20 protein-coding genes are annotated in these 24,425 nt (G+C 72.5%); 16 read left to right on the top strand and 4 right to left on the bottom strand.

Annotated elements, in window-relative coordinates; genetic code table 11:
• Positions 1 to 9 precede the first annotated feature (9 nt).
• A complete protein-coding gene (locus AC3AGO_RS26830) occupies positions 10 to 1,050 on the bottom strand; it encodes a LacI family DNA-binding transcriptional regulator (protein WP_487822801.1) in 1,041 nt (346 codons plus the stop codon).
• A 116-nt stretch (positions 1,051 to 1,166) separates the two neighbouring features.
• Between AC3AGO_RS26830 and AC3AGO_RS26835 the strand changes: the two genes are divergently transcribed.
• Positions 1,167 to 2,150 (top strand): glycoside hydrolase family 16 protein, encoded by a 984-nt coding sequence (locus tag AC3AGO_RS26835; RefSeq protein ID WP_487822802.1) that lies wholly within the window; start codon positions 1,167 to 1,169, stop codon positions 2,148 to 2,150.
• On the top strand, positions 2,147 to 3,349 hold the full coding sequence (locus tag AC3AGO_RS26840; RefSeq protein WP_487822803.1) for a beta-1,3-glucanase family protein: 1,203 nt from the start codon (positions 2,147 to 2,149) through the stop codon (positions 3,347 to 3,349). Before AC3AGO_RS26835 ends, AC3AGO_RS26840 begins: the two co-directional genes overlap by 4 nt.
• Positions 3,350 to 3,461: 112 nt before the next feature.
• On the opposite strand, the gene AC3AGO_RS26845 is transcribed toward AC3AGO_RS26840, so the two are convergent.
• Complete coding sequence (locus AC3AGO_RS26845) at positions 3,462 to 5,273, bottom strand: glycoside hydrolase family 15 protein (protein ID WP_487822804.1); 1,812 nt, start codon at positions 5,271 to 5,273, stop codon at positions 3,462 to 3,464.
• A gap of 506 nt (positions 5,274 to 5,779) precedes the next feature.
• Between AC3AGO_RS26845 and pyrG the strand changes: the two genes are divergently transcribed.
• From pyrG to AC3AGO_RS26890, 9 genes are all read left to right on the top strand, one after another.
• Entirely contained in the window at positions 5,780 to 7,510 is a 1,731-nt protein-coding gene (pyrG, locus tag AC3AGO_RS26850) for a CTP synthase (RefSeq protein WP_487822805.1), read from the top strand.
• 9 nt (positions 7,511 to 7,519) lie between these two features.
• Complete coding sequence (locus AC3AGO_RS26855; protein ID WP_487822806.1) at positions 7,520 to 8,152, top strand: NUDIX domain-containing protein; 633 nt, start codon at positions 7,520 to 7,522, stop codon at positions 8,150 to 8,152.
• Positions 8,153 to 8,389: 237 nt separating this feature from the next.
• The gene (locus AC3AGO_RS26860) at positions 8,390 to 10,450 is read left to right on the top strand and encodes a tetratricopeptide repeat protein (protein WP_487822807.1); all 2,061 of its coding nucleotides are present in this window, start codon (positions 8,390 to 8,392) and stop codon (positions 10,448 to 10,450) included.
• A 184-nt stretch (positions 10,451 to 10,634) separates the two neighbouring features.
• Positions 10,635 to 11,759 carry an alanine dehydrogenase gene (ald, locus tag AC3AGO_RS26865; protein ID WP_487822808.1) on the top strand — a complete coding sequence of 375 codons (1,125 nt, stop codon included), beginning with the start codon at positions 10,635 to 10,637 and terminating at the stop codon, positions 11,757 to 11,759.
• A gap of 426 nt (positions 11,760 to 12,185) precedes the next feature.
• On the top strand, positions 12,186 to 13,391 hold the full coding sequence (locus AC3AGO_RS26870) for a ParA family protein (protein ID WP_487822809.1): 1,206 nt from the start codon (positions 12,186 to 12,188) through the stop codon (positions 13,389 to 13,391).
• On the top strand, positions 13,388 to 14,080 hold the full coding sequence (locus tag AC3AGO_RS26875; RefSeq protein ID WP_487822810.1) for a hypothetical protein: 693 nt from the start codon (positions 13,388 to 13,390) through the stop codon (positions 14,078 to 14,080). Before AC3AGO_RS26870 ends, AC3AGO_RS26875 begins: the two co-directional genes overlap by 4 nt.
• A 66-nt stretch (positions 14,081 to 14,146) precedes the next feature.
• Positions 14,147 to 15,457, top strand: coding sequence for a segregation and condensation protein A (locus tag AC3AGO_RS26880; protein WP_487822811.1), 1,311 nt, complete (start codon positions 14,147 to 14,149; stop codon positions 15,455 to 15,457).
• Entirely contained in the window at positions 15,454 to 16,134 is a 681-nt protein-coding gene (scpB, locus tag AC3AGO_RS26885; protein ID WP_487822812.1) for an SMC-Scp complex subunit ScpB, read from the top strand. The genes AC3AGO_RS26880 and scpB overlap by 4 nt, the downstream gene beginning before the upstream one ends.
• Entirely contained in the window at positions 16,134 to 17,396 is a 1,263-nt protein-coding gene (locus AC3AGO_RS26890; protein ID WP_487822813.1) for a pseudouridine synthase, read from the top strand. The genes scpB and AC3AGO_RS26890 overlap by 1 nt, the downstream gene beginning before the upstream one ends.
• A gap of 90 nt (positions 17,397 to 17,486) precedes the next feature.
• Here AC3AGO_RS26890 and AC3AGO_RS26895 read toward each other — a convergent pair whose 3' ends face one another.
• Entirely contained in the window at positions 17,487 to 18,485 is a 999-nt protein-coding gene (locus tag AC3AGO_RS26895; RefSeq protein WP_487824834.1) for a HAMP domain-containing sensor histidine kinase, read from the bottom strand.
• Positions 18,486 to 18,856: 371 nt separating this feature from the next.
• On the opposite strand from AC3AGO_RS26895, the gene AC3AGO_RS26900 reads away from it, so the two are divergent.
• The 3 genes from AC3AGO_RS26900 to secD all read left to right on the top strand — a co-directional run bounded on the left by AC3AGO_RS26900 (position 18,857) and on the right by secD (position 22,196).
• Positions 18,857 to 19,243: a TraR/DksA family transcriptional regulator gene (locus AC3AGO_RS26900; RefSeq protein ID WP_487822814.1), complete on the top strand. Its 387-nt coding sequence runs from the start codon at positions 18,857 to 18,859 to the stop codon at positions 19,241 to 19,243.
• Between the two features lie 7 nt (positions 19,244 to 19,250).
• Entirely contained in the window at positions 19,251 to 19,664 is a 414-nt protein-coding gene (locus tag AC3AGO_RS26905) for a hypothetical protein (RefSeq protein ID WP_487822815.1), read from the top strand.
• Positions 19,665 to 19,829: 165 nt separating this feature from the next.
• Positions 19,830 to 22,196 carry a protein translocase subunit SecD gene (secD, locus tag AC3AGO_RS26910; RefSeq protein ID WP_487822816.1) on the top strand — a complete coding sequence of 789 codons (2,367 nt, stop codon included), beginning with the start codon at positions 19,830 to 19,832 and terminating at the stop codon, positions 22,194 to 22,196.
• Between the two features lie 105 nt (positions 22,197 to 22,301).
• On the opposite strand, the gene AC3AGO_RS26915 is transcribed toward secD, so the two are convergent.
• Entirely contained in the window at positions 22,302 to 22,622 is a 321-nt protein-coding gene (locus AC3AGO_RS26915; RefSeq protein ID WP_487822817.1) for a DUF952 domain-containing protein, read from the bottom strand.
• Positions 22,623 to 22,783: 161 nt separating this feature from the next.
• On the opposite strand from AC3AGO_RS26915, the gene aroH reads away from it, so the two are divergent.
• Both aroH and AC3AGO_RS26925 read left to right on the top strand, forming a co-directional pair.
• Positions 22,784 to 23,146, top strand: a complete 363-nt coding sequence (gene aroH, locus AC3AGO_RS26920; protein ID WP_487822818.1) for a chorismate mutase — start codon at positions 22,784 to 22,786, stop codon at positions 23,144 to 23,146.
• Positions 23,146 to 24,237, top strand: coding sequence for a prephenate dehydrogenase (locus AC3AGO_RS26925; protein ID WP_487822819.1), 1,092 nt, complete (start codon positions 23,146 to 23,148; stop codon positions 24,235 to 24,237). The genes aroH and AC3AGO_RS26925 overlap by 1 nt, the downstream gene beginning before the upstream one ends.
• Positions 24,238 to 24,425 lie beyond the last annotated feature (188 nt).

Raw genomic sequence — 24,425 nt, forward strand, 5'->3', positions numbered from 1 at the left:
CGCGACCCCCTATGTCGACGCTCGGACCACCAGGTGGGACGGCGTGATGATGGGGGTGGGCGCAGGTGTGGTCGGGGGTGTGGGGGTGAGTGACTGGAGGAGGAGGGTGGCCATCATGCGGCCCATCTCCTCGACATCCTGACGCACCGTCGTCAGCGGCGGATCGCACCACGTCGCCGGCTCCAGATCGTCGTAGCCGACGACCGCCACGTCGTCGGGAACGCGCCGCCCCCGCGCCCGCAGCGTACGGAGCGCACCCGTCGCCATCAGGTCGTTGCCGGCGAACACGGCGTCCAAGTCCGGTGCGCGGGCGAGGAGTTCGGACATGGCGCGTTCCCCGCCCGCGGGGGTGAAGTCGCCGTGTGCGACGAGGTCGGGCCCGGGCGGCTGCCCGGAGAGCGCGTCGCGGTAGCCGGACAGCCGGTCGAGCGCCGAGGTCTGGTCGAGCGGTCCGGTGATGGCCGCGATCCGCCGCCGGCCCCGGTCCAGCAGGTGCGTCACGGCGTCCCGCGCGCCGCCGCGGTTGTCCGTGTCGACAAAGAGCACCCCGGGGTCGCTCTCCGCGCCGGGCCATCCGGGACGGCCGCCGAAGACCACGGGCAGCCCGGAGCCGGGCCGTACGGCGGGCAGTGGTTCCTCGCCGTGCAGGGAGAACATCAGCGCGCCGTCGACGTGCCCCGCGGCGAGGTAGCGGCCGATGCGCGCGGCGTCCTCGGGCCGTTCGCGCAGCATCAGCACGAGCTGGGTGTCGCGTGCGGCCAGCACGCGGCTGATGCCGCGCAGCTGCCGGGAGAAGAACGGGTCGGAGAACACCCGTGATTCGGGTTCCGCTATGACGACGGCGACCGCGCCCGTACGCCGGGTCACCAGGCTGCGGGCCGCGTTGTTGGGCACGTAGCCGAGGGTCTCCACGGACCGCAGGACCGCGGCGCGCACCTGTTCGCGTACGCCGGTGTTGCCGTTGACCACGCGGGAGACGGTGGCGCGGGAGACTCCCGCATGCGCCGCGACGGCCTCCAGGGTCGGTCGGGGCGGCGGAGGGCTCTGCACGGTCAACTCCTTTTCGTACGCGGGCCCTTGACGCTACTCCTCGACCCCGGCACTGTGCATGCCCATGACGTGAGAGCGCTCTCACCACCCCCACAGAACCGAGGAGCGTACAAGTCATGAAACCGAACGTGCAGCGATCACGGCTGCCCGGAAGGATCAGACGCCACCCGGTGCTCGCCGCGCTGTCGGCGCTCGCCGTGACGGCGGCCTGCGCATCGGCACTGCCGGCGGCGCAGGCCGGGGAGCCGGGGCAGACCGGGAAGCAGCGGGCCGCCGCCATGGAGGAGGTCTGGCGTACGGACTTCGACGGCGCGGCCGGCAGCCTTCCCTCCGGCGACGACTGGATCATCGACAAGGGCACCGGCTACGAGGGCGGCCCGCCCAACTGGGGCACCGGCGAGGTGCAGTCGTACACCGACAGCCCCGAGAACCTCCAGCTCGACGGCGAGGGCCGGTTGAAGATCACCGCCCGCAAGGACGGCGGCGGCTGGACCTCGGCCCGCATAGAGACCAAGCGCACCGACTTCGCCGCCCCGGAGGGCGGCAAGCTGCGGATCGAGGCGAGCATCAGACTGCCCGGGGTCTCCGGCGACAAGGCCCTCGGCTACTGGCCCGCGTTCTGGACCCTCGGCGACAAGTACCGCGGGAATTACCAGAATTGGCCGGGCGTCGGCGAGTTCGACATCATGGAGAACGTCAACGGCGAGAACACCGCCCACGGCGTCCTGCACTGCGGCGTCAATCCGGGCGGCCCCTGCAACGAGACGCAGGGCCTGGGCGGCAAGACCGAATGCACCGGTACGAGCTGCCAGTCGGGCTTCCACGAGTACGCGCTGGAGCTGGACCGCAGCGGCGGCACCGAAGAGCTGCGCTGGTATCTGGACGGCAAGCAGTTCCACTCCGTCAGCGCCTCCGCCATGGACGCGAAGACCTGGGCGGACGCCACCCACCACGGTCACTTCATCCTGCTCAACCTCGCCATGGGCGGCGCCTTCCCGGACGGTGTCGCGGGCCGCAAGACGCCCACGGACACCACAGCCCCCGGCGGGTCGATGCTCGTCGACCACGTCTCCGTCGAACGCACCGGAGGTGCCGCATGACCCCCCACACGAACCCCGCCGGCAACTCCCGCATCAGCCGCAGGAACCTGCTGCGCACCGCGGCCGCCGCCGCCGTCGCCGCGCCCGCCGCCGGACTGCTCGCCACGTACGCGGGCGGCGCTCCCCGCCCGGGCGCGCGGGCCGCCGGCATGCCGCTCACGGTCGTCAACAAGACCGGGCAGTACGAGAATTCGTCGATATGGCTCTACATCGTCGGCAACGACGGCAAGCGCCAGGTCCGGGTCACCCCCGAAGGGGAGCTGAAGCCCGTCGCCGTGTCCGACAACGGGTCCGACGGCTTCACGGACTACGCCATCCCGCTGTCCGGCAGCGGCGAGACCACGATCCAGCTGCCGGAGATGTCCGGCCGGATCTACACGGCGCTGGGCGACAAGCTGAAGTTCAAGGCGGTCGAGGACGGCGCCGGAGCGGCGGCCCTGGCCTATCCGGCGGCCTGGGTGGAGTCCGACCCCAACTACGCGGTCCTGCACGACTGCGCGGAGTTCACGTACAAGCAGGGCGCCATGTACTGCAACACCACCATGGTCGACATGTTCAGCGTGCCGCTGTCCATCCAGCTGAAGGGCGCCAAGGACCAGACGACGGGCACCCTCAAGGGCGGCGCCCGCAAGAAGGTCTTCGAACAGGTCAAGGCGGCCGAGGGGTTCGGTGACCTCGTCGTCGACGACCGGCGGATCCTGGCGCCCGGCCACGGCATCGGCGCGGGACGCTTCAGCGACAAGTGGCTGGATCCGTACATCGACGAGGTGTGGAGCACGTACGAGGGCAAGGACCTGACCGTCACCACCAACGCCGGGAAGTTCACCGGCCGCGTGAAGGGCGGCAAGCTGTCCTTCACCGGGCCCGGCGAGGTCTCCTTCAGCAAGCCGTCCACCAAGGACGTGCTCTTCTGCGACGGAACCCTCGCGGCGCCCAACGACGGGGTGACCGGTCCTGTCGCCGCCATCCTCGGCGCCGGCTTCAACCGCACCACGCTCACCGCCTCCGCCGACCAGCCCACCTCCGACCCGTCCGGCTTCTACGGCGGCGACCTCGCGCACCACTACGCGAAGGCGATGCACGAGGCGACCGAGGACGGCAAGGCGTACGGCTTCGCCTTCGACGACGTGGGCGGCTTCGCCTCCTACATCGAGGACGGCGCGGCCCAGAAGATCACCCTGACCCTGACCCCCTTCTGACCGGACCCGCCCCCACGGACCCACCCCCACGGGATCGCCCCACAGAGAAGAAGGCCGTTCCTTCCGCCGCAGTGGCGGGAGGAACGGCCCGGGCGTTTCTGCGGGAGGCGCCTCAGCCGCCGTACGCGCCGGAGGCGGTGAGCCGCAGCGCCGTGTCGATCATCGGCACATGGCTGAACGCCTGCGGGAAGTTGCCCACTTGGCGCTGCTGCTTGGGGTCCCACTCCTCGGCGAGCAGTCCCAGGTCGTTGCGGAGCGACAGCAGCTTCTCGAACAGCTTCTGCGCCTCGTCGACCCGCCCGATCATCGCCAGGTCGTCGGCGAGCCAGAAGGAGCACGCCAGGAACGCGCCCTCCTCGCCCTCCAGCCCGTCCACGCAGTCCTCGCCGGCGGAGGTCGGATAGCGCAGCACGAAGCCGTCGGGCGTGGACAGTTCGCGCTGGATGGCCTCGACGGTGCCGATGACCCGCTTGTCGTCCGGCGGCAGAAAACCCATCTGCGGAATCAGCAGCAGCGAGGCGTCCAGCTCCTGCGAGCCGTACGACTGCGTGAAGGTGTTCCGCTCCTTGTCGTACCCCTTCTCGCACACCTCGCGGTGGATCGTCTCGCGCAGCTCCTGCCACCGCTCCAGCGGTCCGTCGACCTCACCGGACTCGATCAGCTTGACCGTACGGTCGACGGCCACCCACGCCATCACCTTGGAGTGCACGAAGTGCCGCCGCGGGCCGCGCACTTCCCAGATGCCCTCGTCCGGCTCGTCCCAGTGGTCCTCGAGATAGCGGATCAGCTTCAGCTGGAGCAGCGAGGCGTAGTCGTTCCGCGCGAGCCCCGTCATGTGCGCCAGGTGCAGCGCCTCGGTGACCTCGCCGTACACATCGAGCTGGAGCTGGCCGGCCGCGCCGTTGCCGATCCGTACGGGAGTGGAGCCCTCGTACCCGGGCAGCCACGTCAACTCGGCCTCGCCCAGCTCCCGTTCACCCGCGATGCCGTACATGATCTGCAGGTTCTCCGGGTCCCCGGCCACCGCGCGCAGCAGCCATTCGCGCCAGGCGCGGGCCTCCTCGTGGTAGCCGGTGCGCAGCAGCGAGGAGAGGGTGATCGCCGCGTCCCGCAGCCAGGTGAAGCGGTAGTCCCAGTTCCGGGAGCCGCCGATGTCCTCGGGGAGCGAGGTGGTGGGCGCGGCGACGATGCCGCCGGTCGGCGCGTACGTCAGCGCCTTCAGCGTGATCAGCGAGCGGACCACGGCCTCCCGGTAGGGGCCGTGGTACGTGCAGTGCTCGACCCACTCGCTCCAGAATCCCTCCGTCGCGGCGAGCGCCGCCTCCGCGTCGGGCAGCGGCGGCGGACCCTTGTGCGAGGCCTGCCAGCTGATGGTGAGCGCCACCCGGTCGCCGGGCCCGACGGTGAAGTCGGAGTAGGTCGTCAGGTCCTTGCCGTAGGTGGGCGCCTCGGTGTCGAGCCACACCGAGTCCGGCCCGGCGACGGCCGCCGTACGCCCGTCCTCCTTGTGCACCCACGGCACGACCCAGCCGTACGAGAAGCGCATCCGCAGCGCCGAGTGCACCGGCACCCGGCCCGTGACGCCCTCCACGATCCGGACGAGCTGCGGGGCGTGGTCCTCGCGGGGCGGCATGAAGTCGATGACGCGGACGGTGCCGCGCGGGGTGTCCCATTCGGACTCCAGCACCAGCGAATCCCCGCGGTAGCGGCGGCGGTCGGCCGGTGGAGGCTCGCCGCCGGTCGCGTGCGCGGGGCCCAGCCGCCAGAAGCCGTGCTCTTCGGTGCCGAGCAGTCCCGCGAACACCGCGTGCGAGTCGAAGCGGGGAAGGCACAGCCAGTCCGCCGAACCGTCCCGGCCGACCAGAGCTGCCGTCTGCATGTCCCCGATGAGTGCGTAATCCTCGATGCGCCCAGCCACGTGCATCTCCAGTCGAACTACGGCTACGCCCCCGTGGGACGTGCGATATGACCTGCGGAATTCAGTCCTGCCTGCAAATGGTCCGAGCAGGATACGACGGAGCGATCAGACACGCCGCGCTCTTCTGAGAGATGAGCTGCGCCGAAGGGGTGAGCTTGTCGCGGCCCGTCGTACCTCTCGTGCCCACCCCGTCACGGTAGGCCCCACGACCGCCTGAACGGGAGGGCCACCGGTGACTCGACGGCACGCCGGGGAACGGGAGTTCCTCGCGGGGCGGGGCAGAATCCGCGTATCGGAGGCGGTGTCGGTCATGTCCGGCCGGGCGTGCGGCACGACGGCCGGTTGTCGCTGATACCCTGGTGGCCCGTGGACCGGTGGGACTTAAGCACCCGAAGAAGCGATGCGAAAGCCCCCGGAACCGCAGCGACGACCGCACCCCGCACCGCATTCACCGCGGAGCACGTGTGCCGGTGCGCACCCCACCACGCGACCACGGGAGCCCCCTCTTGGCCATGCCGCCCAAAACGATGACGACCAAGCACCTCTTCGTCACTGGGGGTGTCGCCTCCTCGCTCGGGAAGGGGCTGACCGCCTCCAGCCTGGGGGCACTTCTCAAGGCCCGTGGCCTGCGGGTCACCATGCAGAAGCTCGACCCCTATCTGAACGTCGACCCCGGCACGATGAACCCCTTCCAGCACGGTGAGGTGTTCGTCACGAACGACGGCGCCGAGACCGACCTGGACATCGGGCACTACGAGCGGTTCCTCGACGTGGACCTCGACGCCTCCGCCAACGTGACCACCGGGCAGGTCTACTCCTCGGTGATCGCCAAGGAGCGCCGCGGCGAGTACCTCGGCGACACCGTGCAGGTCATCCCGCACATCACCAACGAGATCAAGCACCGCATCCGGCGGCTCGCGAGCGACGACGTGGACGTCGTCATCACCGAGGTCGGCGGCACGGTCGGCGACATCGAGTCGCTGCCGTTCCTGGAGGCCGTGCGCCAGGTGCGGCACGAAGTCGGCCGCGACAACGTCTTCTTCGTGCACGTCTCGCTGCTGCCGTACATCGGCCCGTCCGGCGAGCTGAAGACCAAGCCGACCCAGCACTCGGTGGCCGCGCTGCGGAACATCGGTATCCAGCCGGACGCGATCGTGCTGCGCGCCGACCGCGAGGTGCCCGTCGACATCAAGCGGAAGATCTCGCTGATGTGCGACGTGGACGACAACGCGGTCGTGGCCTGCAAGGACGCGCCGTCGATCTACGACATCCCCAAGGTCCTGCACCGCGAGGGCCTGGACGCCTACGTGGTCCGCCGCCTCGACCTGCCGTTCCGCGACGTGGACTGGGAGCAGTGGGACGACCTGCTGCGCCGCGTGCACCAGCCGGAGCACGAGGTGAAGGTCGCGCTGGTCGGCAAGTACATCGACCTGCCCGACGCCTACCTGTCGGTGACCGAGGCGCTGCGCGCCGGCGGTTTCGCCAACAACGCCAAGGTCAGCATCAAGTGGGTGACCTCGGACGACTGCCGTACCCCCGAGGGTGCGAAGCGGCAGCTCGGCGACTGCGACGCGGTCTGTGTGCCCGGCGGCTTCGGCGACCGCGGCGTGGACGGCAAGCTCGGCGCCATCACGTACGCGCGGGAGAACCGTATTCCGCTGCTGGGCCTCTGCCTCGGTCTGCAGTGCATCGTCGTGGAGGCCGCGCGGAACCTTCTCGGCATCACCGACGCGAACTCCACCGAGTTCGACCAGGCCACCGCGCACCCGGTGATCTCCACCATGGAGGAGCAGCTCGACATCGTCGCCGGCGAGGGCGACATGGGCGGCACCATGCGGCTCGGCCTGTACCCGGCGAAGCTCACCGAGGGCTCCATCGTGCGCGAGGTGTACGAGGGCGAGCCGTACGTCGAGGAGCGGCACCGGCACCGGTACGAGGTCAACAACTCCTACCGGAGCGAGCTGGAGAAGAAAGCCGGTCTGGTCTTCTCGGGAACCTCCCCGGACAACAAGCTCGTCGAGTTCGTCGAGTACCCCCGCGAGGTGCACCCCTACCTGGTCGCCACGCAGGCGCACCCGGAGCTGAAGTCCCGTCCGACGCGCCCGCACCCGCTGTTCGCGGGTCTGGTCAAGGCGGCCGTGGAACAGCAGCAGGGCGCGCAGAAGAACGTCCGCGAGAAGGTCGCCGACCGGGCGGTCGAGCAGGACCTGCCGACAGAGCAGGCGGTCGAGGGAGAGGGCTGAAGGCACGGTATGACGCAGCACATCGTCGATGTCCCCGAGGAGTGGGAGACCACCGCCACCTCGGTGCCCTTCGAGGGCAAGAAGACCAGCATCCGCACGGACGACGTGGTGATGCCGGACGGCTCCGTGGTGAGCCGTGACTACCAGGTGCACCCCGGTTCGGTCGCGGTGCTCGCCCTGGACGAGGACGGACGGGTGCTGGTGCTCCGTCAGTACCGCCATCCCGTACGGGAGAAGCTGTGGGAGATCCCCGCGGGACTGCTCGACGTCCCCGGGGAGAACCCGCTGCACGCCGCGCAGCGCGAGCTGTACGAGGAAGCGCACGTCAAGGCCGAGGACTGGCGGGCACTCGCGGACGTCTACACGACGCCGGGCGGCTGCGACGAGGCCGTACGCATCTTCCTCGCGCGGGACCTCTCGGAGGCCGAGGGCGAACGCTTCGAGGTCGCCGAGGAAGAGGCCGACATGGAGCAGGCCCGCGTACCGCTGCGGGACCTGGTGCGGGGCGTGCTCGCCGGCGAGCTGCACAACAACTGCCTTGTCGTCGGGGCGCTTTCGCTGACCGCCGTGCTGGACGGCGACGGCGTGGAATCGCTCCGGCCCGCGGACGCGCCGTGGCCGGCGCGGCCCTTCGACGCCTGACGGACCGGCGCCTGACGGGTTGTTCCCTTTCGCGCGGGCGGCGCGGCACCCACATCGGTGCCGCGCCGCCCGCGCGATGTCGTTCCCGGGCCCGGACATCCGCCCGCGACGCGCCGTACGCTGCGCCGATGTGGTGATTTTCGGCCCGGCCCGTGGGCGCGGGATCACGGTGTGTGCCGCTGTGTGAACTAGTCTCAACAGCGTTTGCGCAGGCGCAGGTGGACGGGAGCGTGACCCGTGACGGATCAGGCGGTGCGGCCCCCGGGGGCCGGTCCCGCGGCGGCGCTCGGCGCGCCGCCCGGCGACTTCGTGGGACGCACCCGCGAACTGGCGGAATTGCACGACGACATCGGGCGCGCCGGGCTCGGCACGCTTTCGGGACGGCCGTCCCCGCACAGCCGGGTGCTGCTCATCGCGGGACGGCCGGGTTCCGGACGGACCGCGCTGGCCGAGGAGTTCGCCCGTCGGCACGCCGGGAACTATCCCGGCGGAGTGCTGCGCGTACGGCTGACCGACCCCGGAGGGACGCCCGTTCCCGTCGAGCGGACGGCCCGCGACCTGCTCGCCGCACTCGGCGCCGGCACCGCGCCCGCGGGAGCGGACGAGGACGAACTGCTGGAGACGGTACGCGCCGCCCTCACCGCGCACCGGGTGCTGCTGTTGCTCGACGACATCGCAGGCGCCGAGCAGTTGCTGGAGCTGCTGCCCGACAGCCGCGAGTGCCTCGTCGTCGCCGTCGGCGACGGCCCGCTGACCGGCGCGCCGGACGTCCGGCCGTGCGCCATCGGCGGCCTCGACCGGGCCTCGGCCGTCGGACTCCTGACCCGCCGCGCCGGATCCACGCCCCGCGCCACCGTCGACCCGCGCAGCGCCGAGACCCTCACCGAGGCCTGCGGCGGGCTGCCCGCGGCGCTGACGCTCGTCGGCGGCTGGCTCGCGGCCCGCCCCAAGCTGTCCGTCGCCGACGCCGCCAAGCAACTCGCCGAACGCGAGGAGACCGACCCGCTGGAACGCGCCTTCCGGCTCGTGCACGACTCCCTCCCGGGCGCCGCCGCCCGGATACTGCGCCTGCTCACCCTCGCCCCCGTCGGAGCCGTCGACGCGCACACCGCGTCCGCGCTCGCGGGCTGTTCGGTCGCGGCGGCCCGCAGCACGCTGGAGGACTTCGTCCAACTGGGCCTGCTGCACGGCACGACGGGCCCCGGCCAGTACGTACTGCCGCGCTGCCTCGACCCGTTGCTGCGTGCGCGTCGCGAGGAACGCGAACGGCCCGGCGAACTGCTGCTCGCCCGGGCGCGGATGCTGGAGCGGACCGTACGGCAGCTCCAGGCGTGCGTCGCCGTCACCGAACCCGTGGACTCCGAGGCCCGCAAACGGCTCGCCGGGATGCCGCGCACCCTGCGTTTCGCGGGGCCCGACGACGCCCGGGAGTGGCTGGAGGCGCGCCGCCCCGCGCTGCTCGCCTCGGCGCGGCTGGCGGTCGCCGAGGGCGGCGGACAACTCGACACGCTCGCCCGCCGGCTGGTGTCCGCGCTGGCCCGCGCCTTCGACGCGCACCGCAGCCCGGAGGAGTCGGCGCCCGAGCTGTACCGGCTGCACGAGCTGGTGCTGGGCGTCGCCGAACGCGTCGGGCTGCCGCGCGAACGCGCCGCCGCGCTGCTCAACCTGGCGGATCTGGACGCCGGTTCGGGCCGCCTCGACCAGGCGCTGGTGCGCTACCGCGCGGCACTCGACGCCTCCCGTACGGACGGCCACGACGGTCCGGCGACGGGCCGGGCGCTGGAGTCCCTCGGCGGGACGTACGCGGAACAGCAGGACTGGGCGCGGGCCGCGGACTGGTACGGCAGGGCGCTCGCGCTGCGGCTGGCGCGCGGCGAACGCGAGGCCGCGGCGCGGCTGCACGGCCGGCTGGGAGCGGTGCACACGTACGCGGGGCGGTTCGGGGAGGCGCTGCGCGAGTGGAAGGCGGCGGCCGCCGCGTACCGGCGGCTGCGGAATCCGCAGGCGCACGCGCGGGCCCTGAGCGAGGTCGGCCGGGTGCAGGAGTACGCGGGCCGGCCGCACGAGTCGCTGCGTACCTGCCGGGAGGCGCTGGGCGCGGCCCGGCGGGCCGGGGAGGTGCGGCTGCAGGCGGCGCTGCTGCTGCGGCTGGCGGACGCCTGTGAGCGGGTGGGCGAGCCGGCCGAGGGGCGTGCCCACAGGGCCGAGGCGGAGGGTCTGCTGGGGCAGGAGGACCAGGACCCTGGCCGTAACGCCGAGGAAACCTACGAAATCCATAGTCGATCCGAGAAAGATTGACCCTTTACAAGGCTGGACACCTCGGGATCCTTCATTAGACTGGCTGAGCCGTGGTTCTCCCGGCCGCATCCGGCATGCCCTCTATATGCCGGTGAGGCGGGATGTTCCCGGCGCCTGCCCGCTGTCGGCGACGGCTGTCCGCCACAGCCCTCCGCAGCACTTCTGAACCCCTGAGGCAAGGACCGTGATCGACGTGAAGGTCGGTATCCCCCGCGAGGTCAAGAACAACGAGTTCCGCGTGGCCATCACCCCGGCCGGCGTGCACGAGCTGGTGCGCAACGGCCACGAGGTCTACGTGGAGAAGGGGGCCGGCACCGGCTCCTCCATCCCGGACGAGGAGTACGCCGGAGCCGGCGCCACCCTGCTCGGCACGGCCGACGACGTGTGGGGCATCGCCGACCTGCTGCTGAAGGTCAAGGAGCCGGTCGAGGAGGAGTACCACCGGCTGCGCAAGGACCAGACGCTCTTCACCTACCTGCACCTCGCCGCGTCCCGCGAGTGCACCGACGCGCTGCTGGACTCCGGCACCACGGCCATCGCCTACGAGACCGTCGAGACCGCGAACCGCCAGCTGCCGCTGCTCGCGCCGATGTCCGAGGTCGCGGGCCGGATCGCCCCGCAGGTCGGCGCCTACCACCTGATGGCCTCCGCGGGCGGCCGCGGCGTGCTGCCGGGCGGCGTCCCGGGCGTGCACGCGGGCCGCGCCGTCGTCATCGGCGGCGGCGTCTCCGGCTGGAACGCCACGCAGATCGCGGTCGGTCTCGGCTTCCACGTCACGCTGCTGGACAAGGACGTCAACAAGCTCCGCGAGGCCGACAAGGTCTTCGGCACCAAGGTGCAGACGGTCACCTCCAACCAGTTCGAGCTGGAGCGCGCCGTGCTGGAGGCCGACCTGGTGATCGGCGCCGTGCTGATCCCGGGCGCCAAGGCGCCGAAGCTGATCACCAACGAGCTCGTCTCCCGGATGAAGCCGGGGAGTGTCCTTGTCGACATCGCGATCGACCAGGGCGGCTGCTTCGAGGACTCGCGTCCGACCACGCACGCCGAACCGACCTTCAAGGTCCACGACTCGGTCTTCTACTGCGTCGCCAACATGCCCGGCGCGGTGCCGAACACGTCCACGCACGCGCTGACCAACGCGACGCTGCCGTACATCGTGGAGGTCGCGAACCGCGGCTGGCGCGAGGCGCTGCGCCGCGACGCCTCGCTGGCCAAGGGGCTCAACACCCACGACGGGCAGGTCGTTTACGAGTCCGTCGCCGAGGCCCACGGGCTGCAGAGCGTCGAACTCGCCGCGCTGCTCGGCTGATCGGGCGGAACGGCCCGAGCGGTCCGAGCCGGCCGGGAGGCCGGAGACGTCAGCGTCCGGGAGACAGGTCTACAAGTCAACGTCGGGCGTCAACGTCGTCAACATCACGTCACCGGCCGGGCCTTGGAATTCAAGGTCCGGCCGGTGGTGTGTGCGATGGCGCTCCGTGCCGCCGTCAGCTGCCCAACTCCCGGCCCAACTCGTCCTGTACGTCACCCCGTAACCGGTTTGCACACCGGGGAAAGCGGCGCGACAAGCCTCATCGGCCCTTGACACAGGGGTGTTCGCTTGCCGACACATCGTGCCGTCTCCGGCGGATTGTGTTGCTGCGGACGGCCGACACGCCATAGAGTCGCCAACCGTCGGCAAGGTGCCACGCTGACCTTGTATAGAAGTTTCCTGGTCACCAAGGAGGTAGGACGACTTGTGAATGAGTCGACATTTTCTCCCGGAGGTGGTCGACCAGGAGCTCCTGTGCAGGGCCAGGGGCCCGCGGGAGCCGAAGGTGTCGGCTCTGTCGCCGTCCACACCTCCGCGAACCACCCGTACCCGACACCGAATGCGACATCCCACCAGAGCATGGACGGCCACCAAGTGAACGCCATGGCCGGCGACTCCGGCGGCCGGTCCGCCGGACGCGTCGCCGACTACAGTGACCCCTACTCCAGCCAGGGAGACATCCCGGGAGGCGAGTTGCCCCAGGGGCACTTCTACGACCCCGACGCGGAGTACGAGCCCGACCCGGAGTACGCGGCCACCCTCGCGCCCGACGCCGCGCGTCAGCGCCGTGAGCGGATCGGTCCGACCGGGCGGCCCCTCCCGTACTTCCCGATTCCGGGCCCGCGCAACGAGCCGGGGCCCGCGAAGATCATCGCGATGTGCAACCAGAAGGGCGGCGTCGGCAAGACGACCTCCGCCATCAACCTGGGCGCGGCACTCGCCGAGTACGGACGCCGCGTACTGCTCGTCGACTTCGACCCGCAGGGCGCGCTCTCGGTCGGCCTCGGCGTGAACCCGATGGAGCTCGACCTCACCGTCTACAACCTGCTCATGGAGCGGGGCCTGGCGGCGGACGAGGTACTGCTCAAGACGGCCGTCGCGGGCATGGACCTGCTGCCCAGCAATATCGATTTGTCGGCGGCGGAAGTCCAGTTGGTCAGCGAGGTCGCGCGCGAGTCGACACTGCAGCGCGCGCTCGGCCCCCTGATGAACGACTACGACTTCATCGTCATCGACTGCCAGCCCTCGCTGGGTCTGCTGACCGTGAACGCGCTCACCGCGGCGCACAAGGTCATCGTGCCGCTCGAGTGCGAGTTCTTCGCGCTGCGCGGTGTCGCGCTGCTGACCGAGACCATCGAGAAGGTGCAGGAGCGGCTCAACCCGGAGCTGGAGCTCGACGGGATCCTGGCCACGATGTACGACTCGCGCACCGTGCACAGTCGTGAAGTCCTCGCGCGGGTGGTCGAGGCGTTCGACGACAACGTCTACCACACGGTCATCGGGCGCACCGTGCGCTTCCCGGAGACCACCGTCGCGGGCGAGCCGATCACGACGTACGCGTCCAACTCCGTTGGCGCCGCCGCCTATCGCCAGCTCGCCAGGGAGGTGCTCGCCCGGTGCCACGCCGAGTGAGTCTCCCGGCAGCCGACGAACTGTTCCGCACCACAGGGGGATCGGCCGTCCAGTCCTCCGCCCCGCAGCAGAACGGCGCCGCGCCGGCGGGCGAGGCGCCGGCCTCCGAGGGCTCCGACGGGGCCGCGGCCGACGCCCCGTCAGGGGATGCGGGCGCGGACGCCGCGGAGCACGCGGCGGCCGGTGAGGGCGACGAGTCCGCCGCCTCGGCGCCGCCCGCCGAGGAGACGGGCGGCGGTGAGCACGGCGGACGCGAACAGTCCGCCCGGGCGGACGAGCGGACGCGCCGTCAGAACCCCTCTGTGCCCGCACAGGGCGCGCAGAGCGGCAAGACCAAGCCGGAGGGCGGGGGAGCGCGCAACGGCGGCGCGGGCGGCGCTGCGGGCGCCCCTGCGAAGGGCCGTCAGAACGCGGGCTCCTCGGGCTCGGGGTCGGGCACCTCGTCCGGGCGCGGGCGCGCGGCGCCGCGGCGTCCGAGCGGCCGGGAACGGCACGACGAGAAGATCACGGTCTATGTCTCGGCCGAGGAGCTGATGGACCTGGAGCACGCGCGGCTCGTGCTGCGCGGCGAGCACGGGCTGGCCGTGGACCGCGGCCGGATAGTGCGCGAAGCGGTCGCGGTCGTCCTCGCGGACCTGGAGTCGCGCGGCGACGCGAGCATCCTCGTGCGGCGCCTGCGCGGCCGCTGAGTCCCTCGCGGGGCGGGAGCGTCATGGCGGGGAACGGGCGGGTGTGTCCCAGTACGCTGCTCTGCGATGCCCACTCCTGACGACCACGCGCCACTGCCCCGCCGCCGCCTGGGCCGCGGCCCGGGCACGGCTCCGGCCCCCGGGCCGGGCGACCCGCCGGAGCCGGCCCCCGCGGACCGGTCCGCCGGCCCGGCGGAAGCCCCAGCGGCGCAGGATGTGACGCCCGGCGGCGATGCTCCCGCGCCGCCCGCGCTCCCGCGCGAGGAAGTCGCGGCGTCGGCGCCGGAGTCGGGCCCCGACCCGGGCGAGGCCGGCGCCGCGCCGTCGCGCGTGGAGACGCCCGCTCCCGAGCCGGCCCCGGCGGAGCCCGTCGCGGACCGGGGTGATGGCCCGGAGGACGTTCCCGAGGACAGGGCGACCGTGGCGGAGGCGCCCGTGGAGCCGGGCCCGGAATCGGAGGCCGAGGCGTCCTCGGACGCGGACGCCCCCGGGGACGGGCGGTTCACTGTTCGGCTCGACAACTTCGAGGGGCCGTTCGATCTGCTGCTGCAGCTGATCTCGAAGCACAAGCTGGACGTCACCGAGGTCGCGCTGTCCAAGGTGACCGACGAGTTCATGGCGTACATCCGGGCCATGGGCACGGACTGGGACCTCGACCAGACCACCGAGTTCCTCGTCGTCGCGGCGACGCTGCTCGATCTGAAGGCCGCGCGGCTGCTGCCCGCCGCCGAGATCGAGGACGAGGCGGACCTCGCCCTCCTGGAGGCGCGCGACCTGCTCTTCGCGCGCCTCCTGCAGTACCGCGCGTACAAGGAGATCGCCGACATCTTCGCGGACCGCCTCGCGCAGGAGGCCCGCCGCTACCCCCGTACGGTCGGACTGGAGCCGCACCACGCCGAGTTGCTGCCCGACGTGGTGATCAGCATCGGCGGCGAGGGCTTCGCGAAGCTCGCCGTGAAGGCGATGCAGCCCAAGCCCAAGCCGCAGGTGTACGTGGAGCACATCCACGCCCCGCTGGTCAGCGTGCGAGAACAGGCCGAGGTCGTGGTGGCGCGGCTGCGGGAGCTGGGGCGGGTGAGTTTCCGGCAGCTGACCGAGGACGCGCCGGACACCCTGACCGTCGTCGCCCGCTTCCTCGCGCTGCTGGAGCTGTACCGGGAGCGGGCTGTCGACCTCGACCAGGAGGAGCCGCTCGCCGACATCACGATCCGCTGGAGCGGCAGTTCCGACGAGGACGCGGAGTCGCTGGTGACCGACGAGTTCGACCAGCCGCCGCCCGTCCCGCAGCAGTCACCGCAATCACCGCAGTCACAGTCATCGCCGTCACAGCCACCGCAGGAGCCGCAGGAGCCGCGCGAGGAAGGGGCCCCGACATGAGCACCGAGGAGACGTACGAGGTCCCGGAGTACGCGCCGCTGCGCGAGCAGCCGCCCGCGGGGGAGAGCGCCGTCGCCGAACTGCCGCTGAAACCGGCACTGGAGGCGGTCCTGATGGTCGTCGACGAGCCGGCCACCGAGGAGCACCTCGCCCGCGTACTGCAGCGCAGGCGCCGCGAGATCTCCGACGCGCTGCGCGAACTCACCGACGAGTACGCGCGCGAAGGCCGCGGTTTCGAGCTGCGGCTGGTGGCGGGCGGCTGGCGGTTCTACACCCGCGCCGAGTACGCGGACGCCGTGGAGAGCTTCGTCCTGGACGGCCAGCAGGCCCGGCTGACGCAGGCCGCGCTGGAGACCCTCGCGGTCGTCGCGTACCGGCAGCCGGTCAGCCGTTCGCGGGTGTCCGCGGTCCGCGGAGTGAACTGTGACGGTGTGATGCGGACCCTTCTTCAGCGGGGGCTGCTGGAGGAGTGCGGCACGGAACCCGAGACAGGTGCGATCCTGTACGGGACGACGCATTACTTCCTGGAGCGGATGGGCCTGCGCGGCCTGGACGAATTGCCCGAATTGGCCCCCTTCCTCCCCGAGGCGGAAGCGGTCGAGGGGGATTCCCAGGAAGGGGTGCCGTCGTTCGACGTAGACGACAGCGACGACGACCCTCAGCAGACGGATCATTGATGCGAAGCAGCGGCAGGAACACCGGCGGAAACCGCAACGAGAGGGGCGCGGGCGGCAAACGCGGCGACAAGCAGCAGCGTGCGGGCCGCCCCCGTCCGGAGGAACGGCGTTACGAGCAGGGTGACACCCGTAACGACGGTGGTCCTGGTGGGAAGTCGGGCGCGGGTGCCGGCGCGCGGAAGGGCACCCAGCCGCCGAAGAAGAACGCGCCGGGCGCGAAGCCGGGCCCGAAGTCGGCCGCGAAGCCCACCGGAGGCAAGCCGGCGGGCGGCAAGCCGACCGGCGGCAAGCCCGCGGGTGGCAAGCCCGCGGGCGGAAAGCCGGGCCCGAAGTCCCCGGCCGCGAAGAAGAGCGCCGCCGCCAAGAGCGGGTCCGGGGCCAACCCGTACCGCAGCGTCACCAAGAGCGGCGCCCCCAAGGCCCGTACGCGCAAGGCGACCGCGCCCGCGCGGCCCCGTGAGTACGAGGCGCAGGTCGAGGAGCGGAACCGGGCCCGGCACGACAAGCCGCGGGTCCAGCTGCCGAAGACCTTCGGCGAGGTGGACGGTGAGCGGCTGCAGAAGGTGCTCGCCCGGGCCGGCATGGGCTCGCGCCGCGCCTGCGAGGACCTGATCGCGCAGGCCCGGGTCGAGGTGAACGGCGAGATCGTCGTCGAGCAGGGCGTCCGCGTCGACCCCGACAAGGACGAGGTGAAGGTCGACGGGCTGACCATCGCCTCGCAGTCGTACATCTTCTTCGCGCTGAACAAGCCCGCGGGCGTCGTCGCGACGATGGAGGACCCCGACGGCCGCCAGTGCCTGGGCGACTATGTGCAGAACCGGGAGACCCGGCTGTTCCACGTCGGCCGCCTCGACACGGAGACCGAGGGGATCATCCTGCTCACCAACCACGGCGAGCTGGCGAACCGCCTCACGCACCCGCGGTACGGCGTGAAGAAGACGTATCTCGCCGCGATCCAGGGCCCGTTGCCGCGCGAGCTCGGCAAGCGGCTGAAGGACGGCATCCGGCTGGAGGACGGCTACGCGAAGGCCGACCACTTCCGCGTCGTGGAGAACACCGGCAAGAACTACCTCGTCGAGGTCTCCCTGCACGAGGGCCGCAAGCACATCGTGCGCCGCATGCTGGCCGAGGCGGGCTTCCCCGTCGACCGCCTGGTGCGCACCCGCTTCGGCCCCATCGCCCTGGGCGACCAGAAGTCGGGCTGGCTGCGCCGCCTCACCAACACCGAGGTCGGCATGCTGATGGACGAGGTCGGTCTCTGAGCCGCCGAGCCGGCCGCTGAACCGAGCCGGCCGCTGAACCGCCTTTCCGGTCAGGGCTCGTCGAGCCCTGACCGGAAGTACGCGGCACGGTCACTCTCCCTCCGGCGGCGCGGACGGCTCTGCCGCCCCGGACGGCCCCGGCGGCTCGTACGGCACGCTCAGCCGCACTTCCGTGCCGCCCCGCGGGGCCGGCCCGACGCCGAGCGTTCCCCGCACCAGCAGCGCCCGTTCCCGCATTCCGCGGATGCCGGCGCCCTCCCGCAGGCCGCCGGGCCCGGGGCCGCGGCCGTCGTCGCGGACGCGCAGGACGACCGCGTCCGCCTCGCAGCGCACCGACACTTCCACGTGCGAGGCCTCCGCGTGCCGCGCGGTGTTGGTCAGCCCCTCCTGCGCGACGCGGTAGAGGACCAGTTCCCGCTGCCGGCCCAGCGGCGGCAGCGCGGGGTCGATGTCGCGCCGTACGTCGAGGCCGGAGTGCGCCGCGTACTCCGTCGCCAGCGCGGACAGGGCGCTGGACAGGCCGAGGTCCTCCAGTACGCCGGGGCGCAGCCGGTGGGAGAGCCGCCGTACCTCGTCCAGGCCCGCGCGGGTGGTCTCCTGGACCTGCCGCAGCTCCTCGCGCAGCTCTTCGGGCGCCCGGTCGGCGACCCGTTTGAGGCCGAGCAGTACGGCGGTCATGCTCTGCCCCACCTCGTCGTGCAACTCCTGGGCGACGCGGCGGCGTTCGTCCTCCTGTGCCCGCAGCGCGCGGGCGTTGCTGTCGCCGCGCTCCGCCTCCAGGCGGGTGAGCATGTCGTTGAACGTCCGTACCAGCTCCGGGACTTCACCGCGTCCCTCGGCGGGCAGCCGCTGCCCGGGCCGCAGCAGGTCGATGGTGGTCATCAGCCGCTGCAGCCGCTGGAGCGGGGCGAGGCCGACGCGCAGCAGCGCGGCGTTGGCGAGCAGCATCGCCACAAGCCCGCCGGTGAGCACGAACGCCTCGGTGAGCAGCACCGGTACGGACACGGTGACGGGTGCCCACAGCAGCAGGGCCGTCGCCGCGGCCAGAACGAGGGCGTTGAGCAGAAAGATCCGCCAGAACAGGGACACGGTGCACAGAACCTCCTGCCGCCACTGTTCCACGAGCCGGGGCACCGCCCGGACCGGTGAGCGGGCCCGGCCGGTGCCCGCGGCGTAAATGGGTGTCAGCACCCATGGCTTCCGGGGGCGCGGCCGTCCAGAGTGGTGGCCATGAGTCTGCCCCCGTGCCGTACCGCAGGCGGTTCTCCGCCGCCGGGCGACGGGCCGCGCACAGCCTGACCGAGGGCGCCGCGGCCCGCCGCCCGCGCCCCGCGTCGCATGCCGGGTCCCGGCCCGATGTTCCCGACGGCCGCGCACCGATGCGGAACGTTCCCTCGGGCCGGCGCCCGTACGACACCTCGCAGACCCCATTCCTTCGCACGGTGAGGAACCGACCCGCCATGGCTCTGGACACCCCTACCGGTGAGCGGAACGCGGGGCTGTCGGCCCGCCGGCTGGCCGAGGTGCGCGAACTGCTGGAGGAGCAGCGGCAGTTCCGGCTGGAGCAGCTGGAGCGGCTGCGGACGTACGGAACCGGTCTGGAGGGCCCCGCGACCGAGGGCCCGCAGGGCGGCAGGGACCGGCTGGTGAGCTGGGCCCGGATGGTGCTGACGGACGTGGAGGACGCGCTGGACCGGATCGCCGGCGGGCGCTACGGCCGCTGCGAGTCCTGCGCCGGCGGTATCGAGTGGGACCGGCTGCGGATGGTGCCGCAGGCCCGGTTCTGCTCCCGCTGCCAGTTCGGCCGGAGGGGCACGGCCCGCCGCGGCACCGGGGCCCGGAGGTGACCCGGAGGTGACGGCGCCGCGGGACCTGTCGCGCCGGAGCGCGACGGGCGTTGTCGTCACGCTGTTCGCCGCGCTGCTGAGTCTGTGTGCCACTCCCCATCCGGCGTACACCGCGGGGTGGGCGGAGACGGCGCAGTCCGCGCCCGGTCCCGGAGCGCATCAGCGGCCGGCCGGGGACGGGGACGCACGGGCCGAGGAGCACTGGCAGACGGCGCCCGTCCACCTCGGCGTGCTCCAGCAGCAGGCCGAACAGCTCGCGTCCGGCGGTCCGGGGCCCGCGCTGCCGGCCCGCGCCGTACGCCTGCCCGCACCGGAAGCGCACTCCGGACCGGCGGCGGGCCACTCCGAGAGTCCCGCGGCGGGCGCGCGGCCCGACGCGCTTCCCGAGGTACGGGGGCCGCCGGCGGCGGACGCCGCTTGAGCGGGCGGGTGCCGTGCGGCGCCCGCTCCTGACGACTCGAACGTCCCGTCGACTCGAACGTCCCGTCCCCGTACGGCCGTCGCGTTCCGCCCCGCCCGCCCGTGACCGACCGGGTGCGTGCCGCCGGGCGGCGCGCCGGCCCGTCCTGCCCCGGGAGGCAAACCCGTGTCTCGTGCCGCAGTGGTACGGGCAGTGCTGGCTGTCGCCGTGCTGCTGGTATCCGCGCTCACCGTCCTGACCACGCCCGTACGTCTCGGGCTCGACCTGCAAGGAGGGACCCGGCTGGTCCTGCAGACCCGTGACACCCCCGGCGCCGAGGCCGGGCCGGAGAACACCGACCGCACCATGGAGGTGCTGCGCAACCGCGTCGACGCGCTGGGCGTCACCGAACCCGTACTGACCCGCTCCGGCGACGACCGGATCATCGTCGAGCTGCCCGATGTGCAGAATCCGCGCGAGGCCGCCGAAGTCCTCGGCCGCACCGCGCAGTTGACCATCCACCCCGTCGAGGGGGCCGCGGACAAGGACGGGAAGCAGGGCCCGCCGGAGGCCTCCGGGTCCGGCGGGGGGCCGCGGGTACTGCCCGACGAGAAGGGGCAGGACCTCCGGCTGGGCGCCGCCGGCATGTCCGGCTCCGGCGTACGGGACGCCGAGGCCCGGCTGGACACCGAGCAGGGCCGCGGCTGGACCGTGTCCGTCGCCTTCCAGGACGGCGGCAAGAAGGACTGGGCGGGGCTCACCGGCGACGCCGCCTGCCAGCCGGCGGGCGACGACCGGCGCCGGGTCGCCATCGTGCTGGACGACGAGGTGCTGTCGGCGCCCGAAGTGGACCCGTCGGTGGCCTGCCGTACCGGCATCGCGCAGGGCGCCACCGAGATCACCGGTTCGTTCACCGGGGCCCAGGCCAAGGAGCTCGCGCTGCTGATCGAGGGCGGGGCGCTCCCGGTGCCCGTCGACATCACCGAGCAGCGGACGGTCGGCCCCACACTGGGCGCCGAGGCGATCGACGCGGGCGCCCGCGCCGCGGTGATCGGGGTGGTCCTCACCTCGCTGTTCGTCGTCGGCGTCTACCGCTTCTTCGGCGCGATCGCCGCCGTCGCGCTGGCCGCCTACGGGCTGATCTCGTACGCGGCGCTGCTGGCGCTCGGGGTGACGCTGACCCTGCCGGGGCTGGCCGGTTTCGTCCTCGCCATCGGCATGGCCGTGGACGCCAACGTGCTGGTCTTCGAACGGGCCAGGGAGGAGTACGCGGCGCGGCGGCACACCCCGGACGGCGGGCGGCGCGGCCTGCGTACCGCGGTGACCGCCGGATTCCGGCACGCTCTGAGCGCCATCGCGGACTCCAACATCACCACGCTGCTCGCGGCGGGACTGCTGTTCTTCTTCGCCTCGGGACCGGTACGCGGCTTCGGCGTCACCCTCGCCATCGGCGTGCTCGCCTCCATGGTGTCGGCGCTGGTGGTGGCCAGGTCGCTGGCCGATCTCAGCGCGGGGCGCGGCTTCCTGGCCCGCCGCCCGCGGCTCAACGGCATCGCCCTGCCGGGCCGGGTACGCACCTGGCTGACCGGCCGCGCGCCGCACATCCTGCGCAGGCCGCGGCGCTGGCTGGCGCTCTCCGCCCTGCTGGCGGTGCTGGCCGGCGCCGGACTGCTCGGCAGGGGCCTGGACCTGGGCGTGGAGTTCACCGGCGGGCGGCTGACCGAGTACACCACCAGCCGCCCGGTCTCCGCGGCGGAGGCCCGGCAGGCCGTCAACGGCGCGGGATTCCCCGACGCCGAGGTCACCACCTCGGGGAAGGACGGCATCTCCGTACGCACCGGTGAGCTCTCCAACGCCGGGGAGGAGAAGCTGCGTTCGGCGCTCACCGGGCCCGGCGGGGAGGTCACCAAGCAGAAGGACGAACTGATCGGGCCGAGCCTCGGCGACGAGCTGCGGCGCAACGCCCTCATCGCGCTGGGCATCGCCGTCGCGGCCCAACTGGGCTATCTGGCCCTGCGGTTCCGCTGGACCTTCGCCGCCGCGACGGTACTCGCGATGGTGCAGGACGTGCTGGTGCTGCTGGGCGCGTTCGCCTGGCTGGGCAGGCCGGTCGACGGGATCTTCCTCGCGGCGCTGCTCACCGTGGTCGGCTACTCGGTGAACGACTCCGTCGTCGTCTTCGACCGGGTACGGGAACTGTGGGGCGCCGCCCCGCGCTCCCCGCTGCGGAAGACCGCCGAAACGGCGGTGCTGCAGACCGTTCCGCGTACGGTCAACACCGGCATGGGCGCGGTGTTCATCCTCGCCGCGCTCGCCGTGCTCGGCGGGGACACCCTCACCGGCTTCGCCCTCGCGCTGCTGATCGGCATCGTGGCGGGGACCTGGTCGTCGGTGTTCACCGCGGTGCCGCTCGCCGTCGAACTGGAGGCGCACCGGCAGGCACCGCCCCCGCCCCCGGTACGCCGCGGCACCAAGCGGCGCGCATCCCGTACGGGCCGGACCCGTACGGGAGCGGCGGGCCACGGCCCGGACCGGAACGGCGCCGTGGTCTGACAGCGGGAGCCGGGCCCGGCCGTACGCCGGCGGGGCCCGGCCGCCTCCGCGGCGGTCCCTCTGGCGGTCCCTGTACGGTCCGGGCCGCCCGGCGGCGGGGCGGCGTCAGGACCAGACGGCGGTGGAGAGCGCGTGGCCGTGCCGGTCGCGTTCGATCTCCAGCATGCCGACGACGGCGGTGCGGTTGACGCGGCCGTGGATCCGCGGGTCCGGGTCCCAGCGGACCGGCGCGTCGAGCTTGTGCTCGTTGATCATCAGGGCCATGACGGGGCCGACGGCGCTCCTGAAGTGCGCGTCGGCGGCGGCGAGCGCGCCCGTCTCGTCGACGGAGCACGGGATGAAGCCGTCCTCGGTGAGTGCCTGTGGCGCGAAGGGGCGGTCGGGGGCCTTCAGCCAGTCGTCGAGCGGCACCACATGGAAGATCATGCCTCCCTGTGTACTGCGTCACGGCCCCCGCCGCCGGTCCGGCTCACCGGGCGCCTCGGATCGGCGCCCCGTCTCAGCAGACGGGCCGCCCGGACGCCCGCGCCGCGCCGGTTCTACGCTGGTCACCGTACGAGGACGTAACAAGGAAGCGGAGCCGACACGTGGCGGTACGAGCGGTGCGGGGAGCCGTCCAGCTGGAGCAGGACGAGCCCGGGCACATGGACGAGCAGGTGTCGCAGCTGATGACGGCCGTGCTGGAGCGGAACGAGCTGACCGGGGACGACCTGATCAGCGTCTGGTTCACGGCGACGCCCGATCTGCACAGCGACTTCCCGGCCGCCGCGGCGCGCAAGCTCGGCATCGTCGACGTCCCGCTGATCTGCGCGCAGGAGCTGGACATCGAGGGCGCCATGCCGCGGGTCGTACGGATCCTCGCGCACGTCGAGTCGGACCGCCCCAAGTCCGCCATCAACCACGTCTACCTCGGCGCAGCCGCCGCCCTCCGCAAGGACATCGCCCAGTAATGCGTACCGCGCTCGTCATCGGCACCGGACTCATCGGCACCTCCGCCGCGCTCGCGCTCACCGCGCGCGGGGTGCGGGTGCACCTGCGCGACCAGGACGCCGAGCGGGCGCATACCGCGGAGTCCCTCGGCGCCGGCACCCGGGACGAGCCGGAGGGCCCCGTCGATCTGGCGATAGTGGCCGTGCCCCCGGCGCACATCGCGGAGACCGTCGCCGGGGTACGGCAGGAGGGGCTGGCCCGCGGCTGCATCGACGTGGGCAGCGTCAAGGGCGGCCCGCGCCGTGAACTGGCCGAGCGCGGCGCCGACATGACGGGGTACGTCGGCACCCACCCCATGTCGGGCCGGGAGCAGAACGGTCCGCTCGCGGCGACCGCCGACCTGTTCGAGGGGCGGCCCTGGGTGCTGACCCCGACCGCGGACACCGACACCGAGGTGCTGAATCTCGCACTGGAACTGGTCGCGCTGTGCGGGGCCGTGCCGGTCGTCATGGACGCCGAGGCGCACGACCGCGCCGTCGCGCTCGTCTCGCACACCCCGCAGCTGGTCTCCAGCCTCGTCGCGGCCCGGCTGGAGTCCGCCGACGAGACGTCCGTGCGGCTGTGCGGCCAGGGCATCCGCGACGTGACCCGGATCGCTGCCTCCGACCCGGCGATGTGGGTGGAGATCCTCTCCGCCAACCCGGGCCCGGTCGCCGACATCCTGGACGGCGTCGCGGGGGACCTGGACGAGACCGTACGGGCGCTGCGGGCCCTGGAGTCCTCCGACGCGGACAAGCGCGGCGGCGGCGCAGCCGGCATCGCGGACGTACTGCACCGCGGCAACGCGGGCCGGTCCCGGGTGCCCGGCAAGCACGGCCAGGCGCCGGCGGCGTACGCGACGGTCGCCGTGCTGATCGGCGACCGGCCGGGCGAACTGGCCCGGATCTTCGCGGACGCGGGCGCGGCCGGGGTCAACATCGAGGACGTCCGCATCGAGCACGCGACCGGTCAGCAGGCCGGTCACGTACAGCTGATGGTCGAGCCGTCAGCCGTTCCGGTGCTCAAGGCGGAGCTGCGGGAGCGGGGATGGGCCATGCGGCAGGAGCGCTGAGCGCTCCGTGAGGGGCGCCGCTTCGTGTGACCTGTTGCGGGGTGTCGGGCGGCTGCGGATCCGCTGGGGTTTGCGCAGTTCCCCGCGCCCCTTGTCGCGCCGTTCCCCCGCGCCCCTTGTCAGAAGGGCGTCGGGATACGGTCCGGGTGACCGGTAGCCTTGTGCGGGGCCGTTCGGCCCCACGCTTC

It is taken from the genome of Streptomyces sp. BL1, from assembly GCF_057628045.1.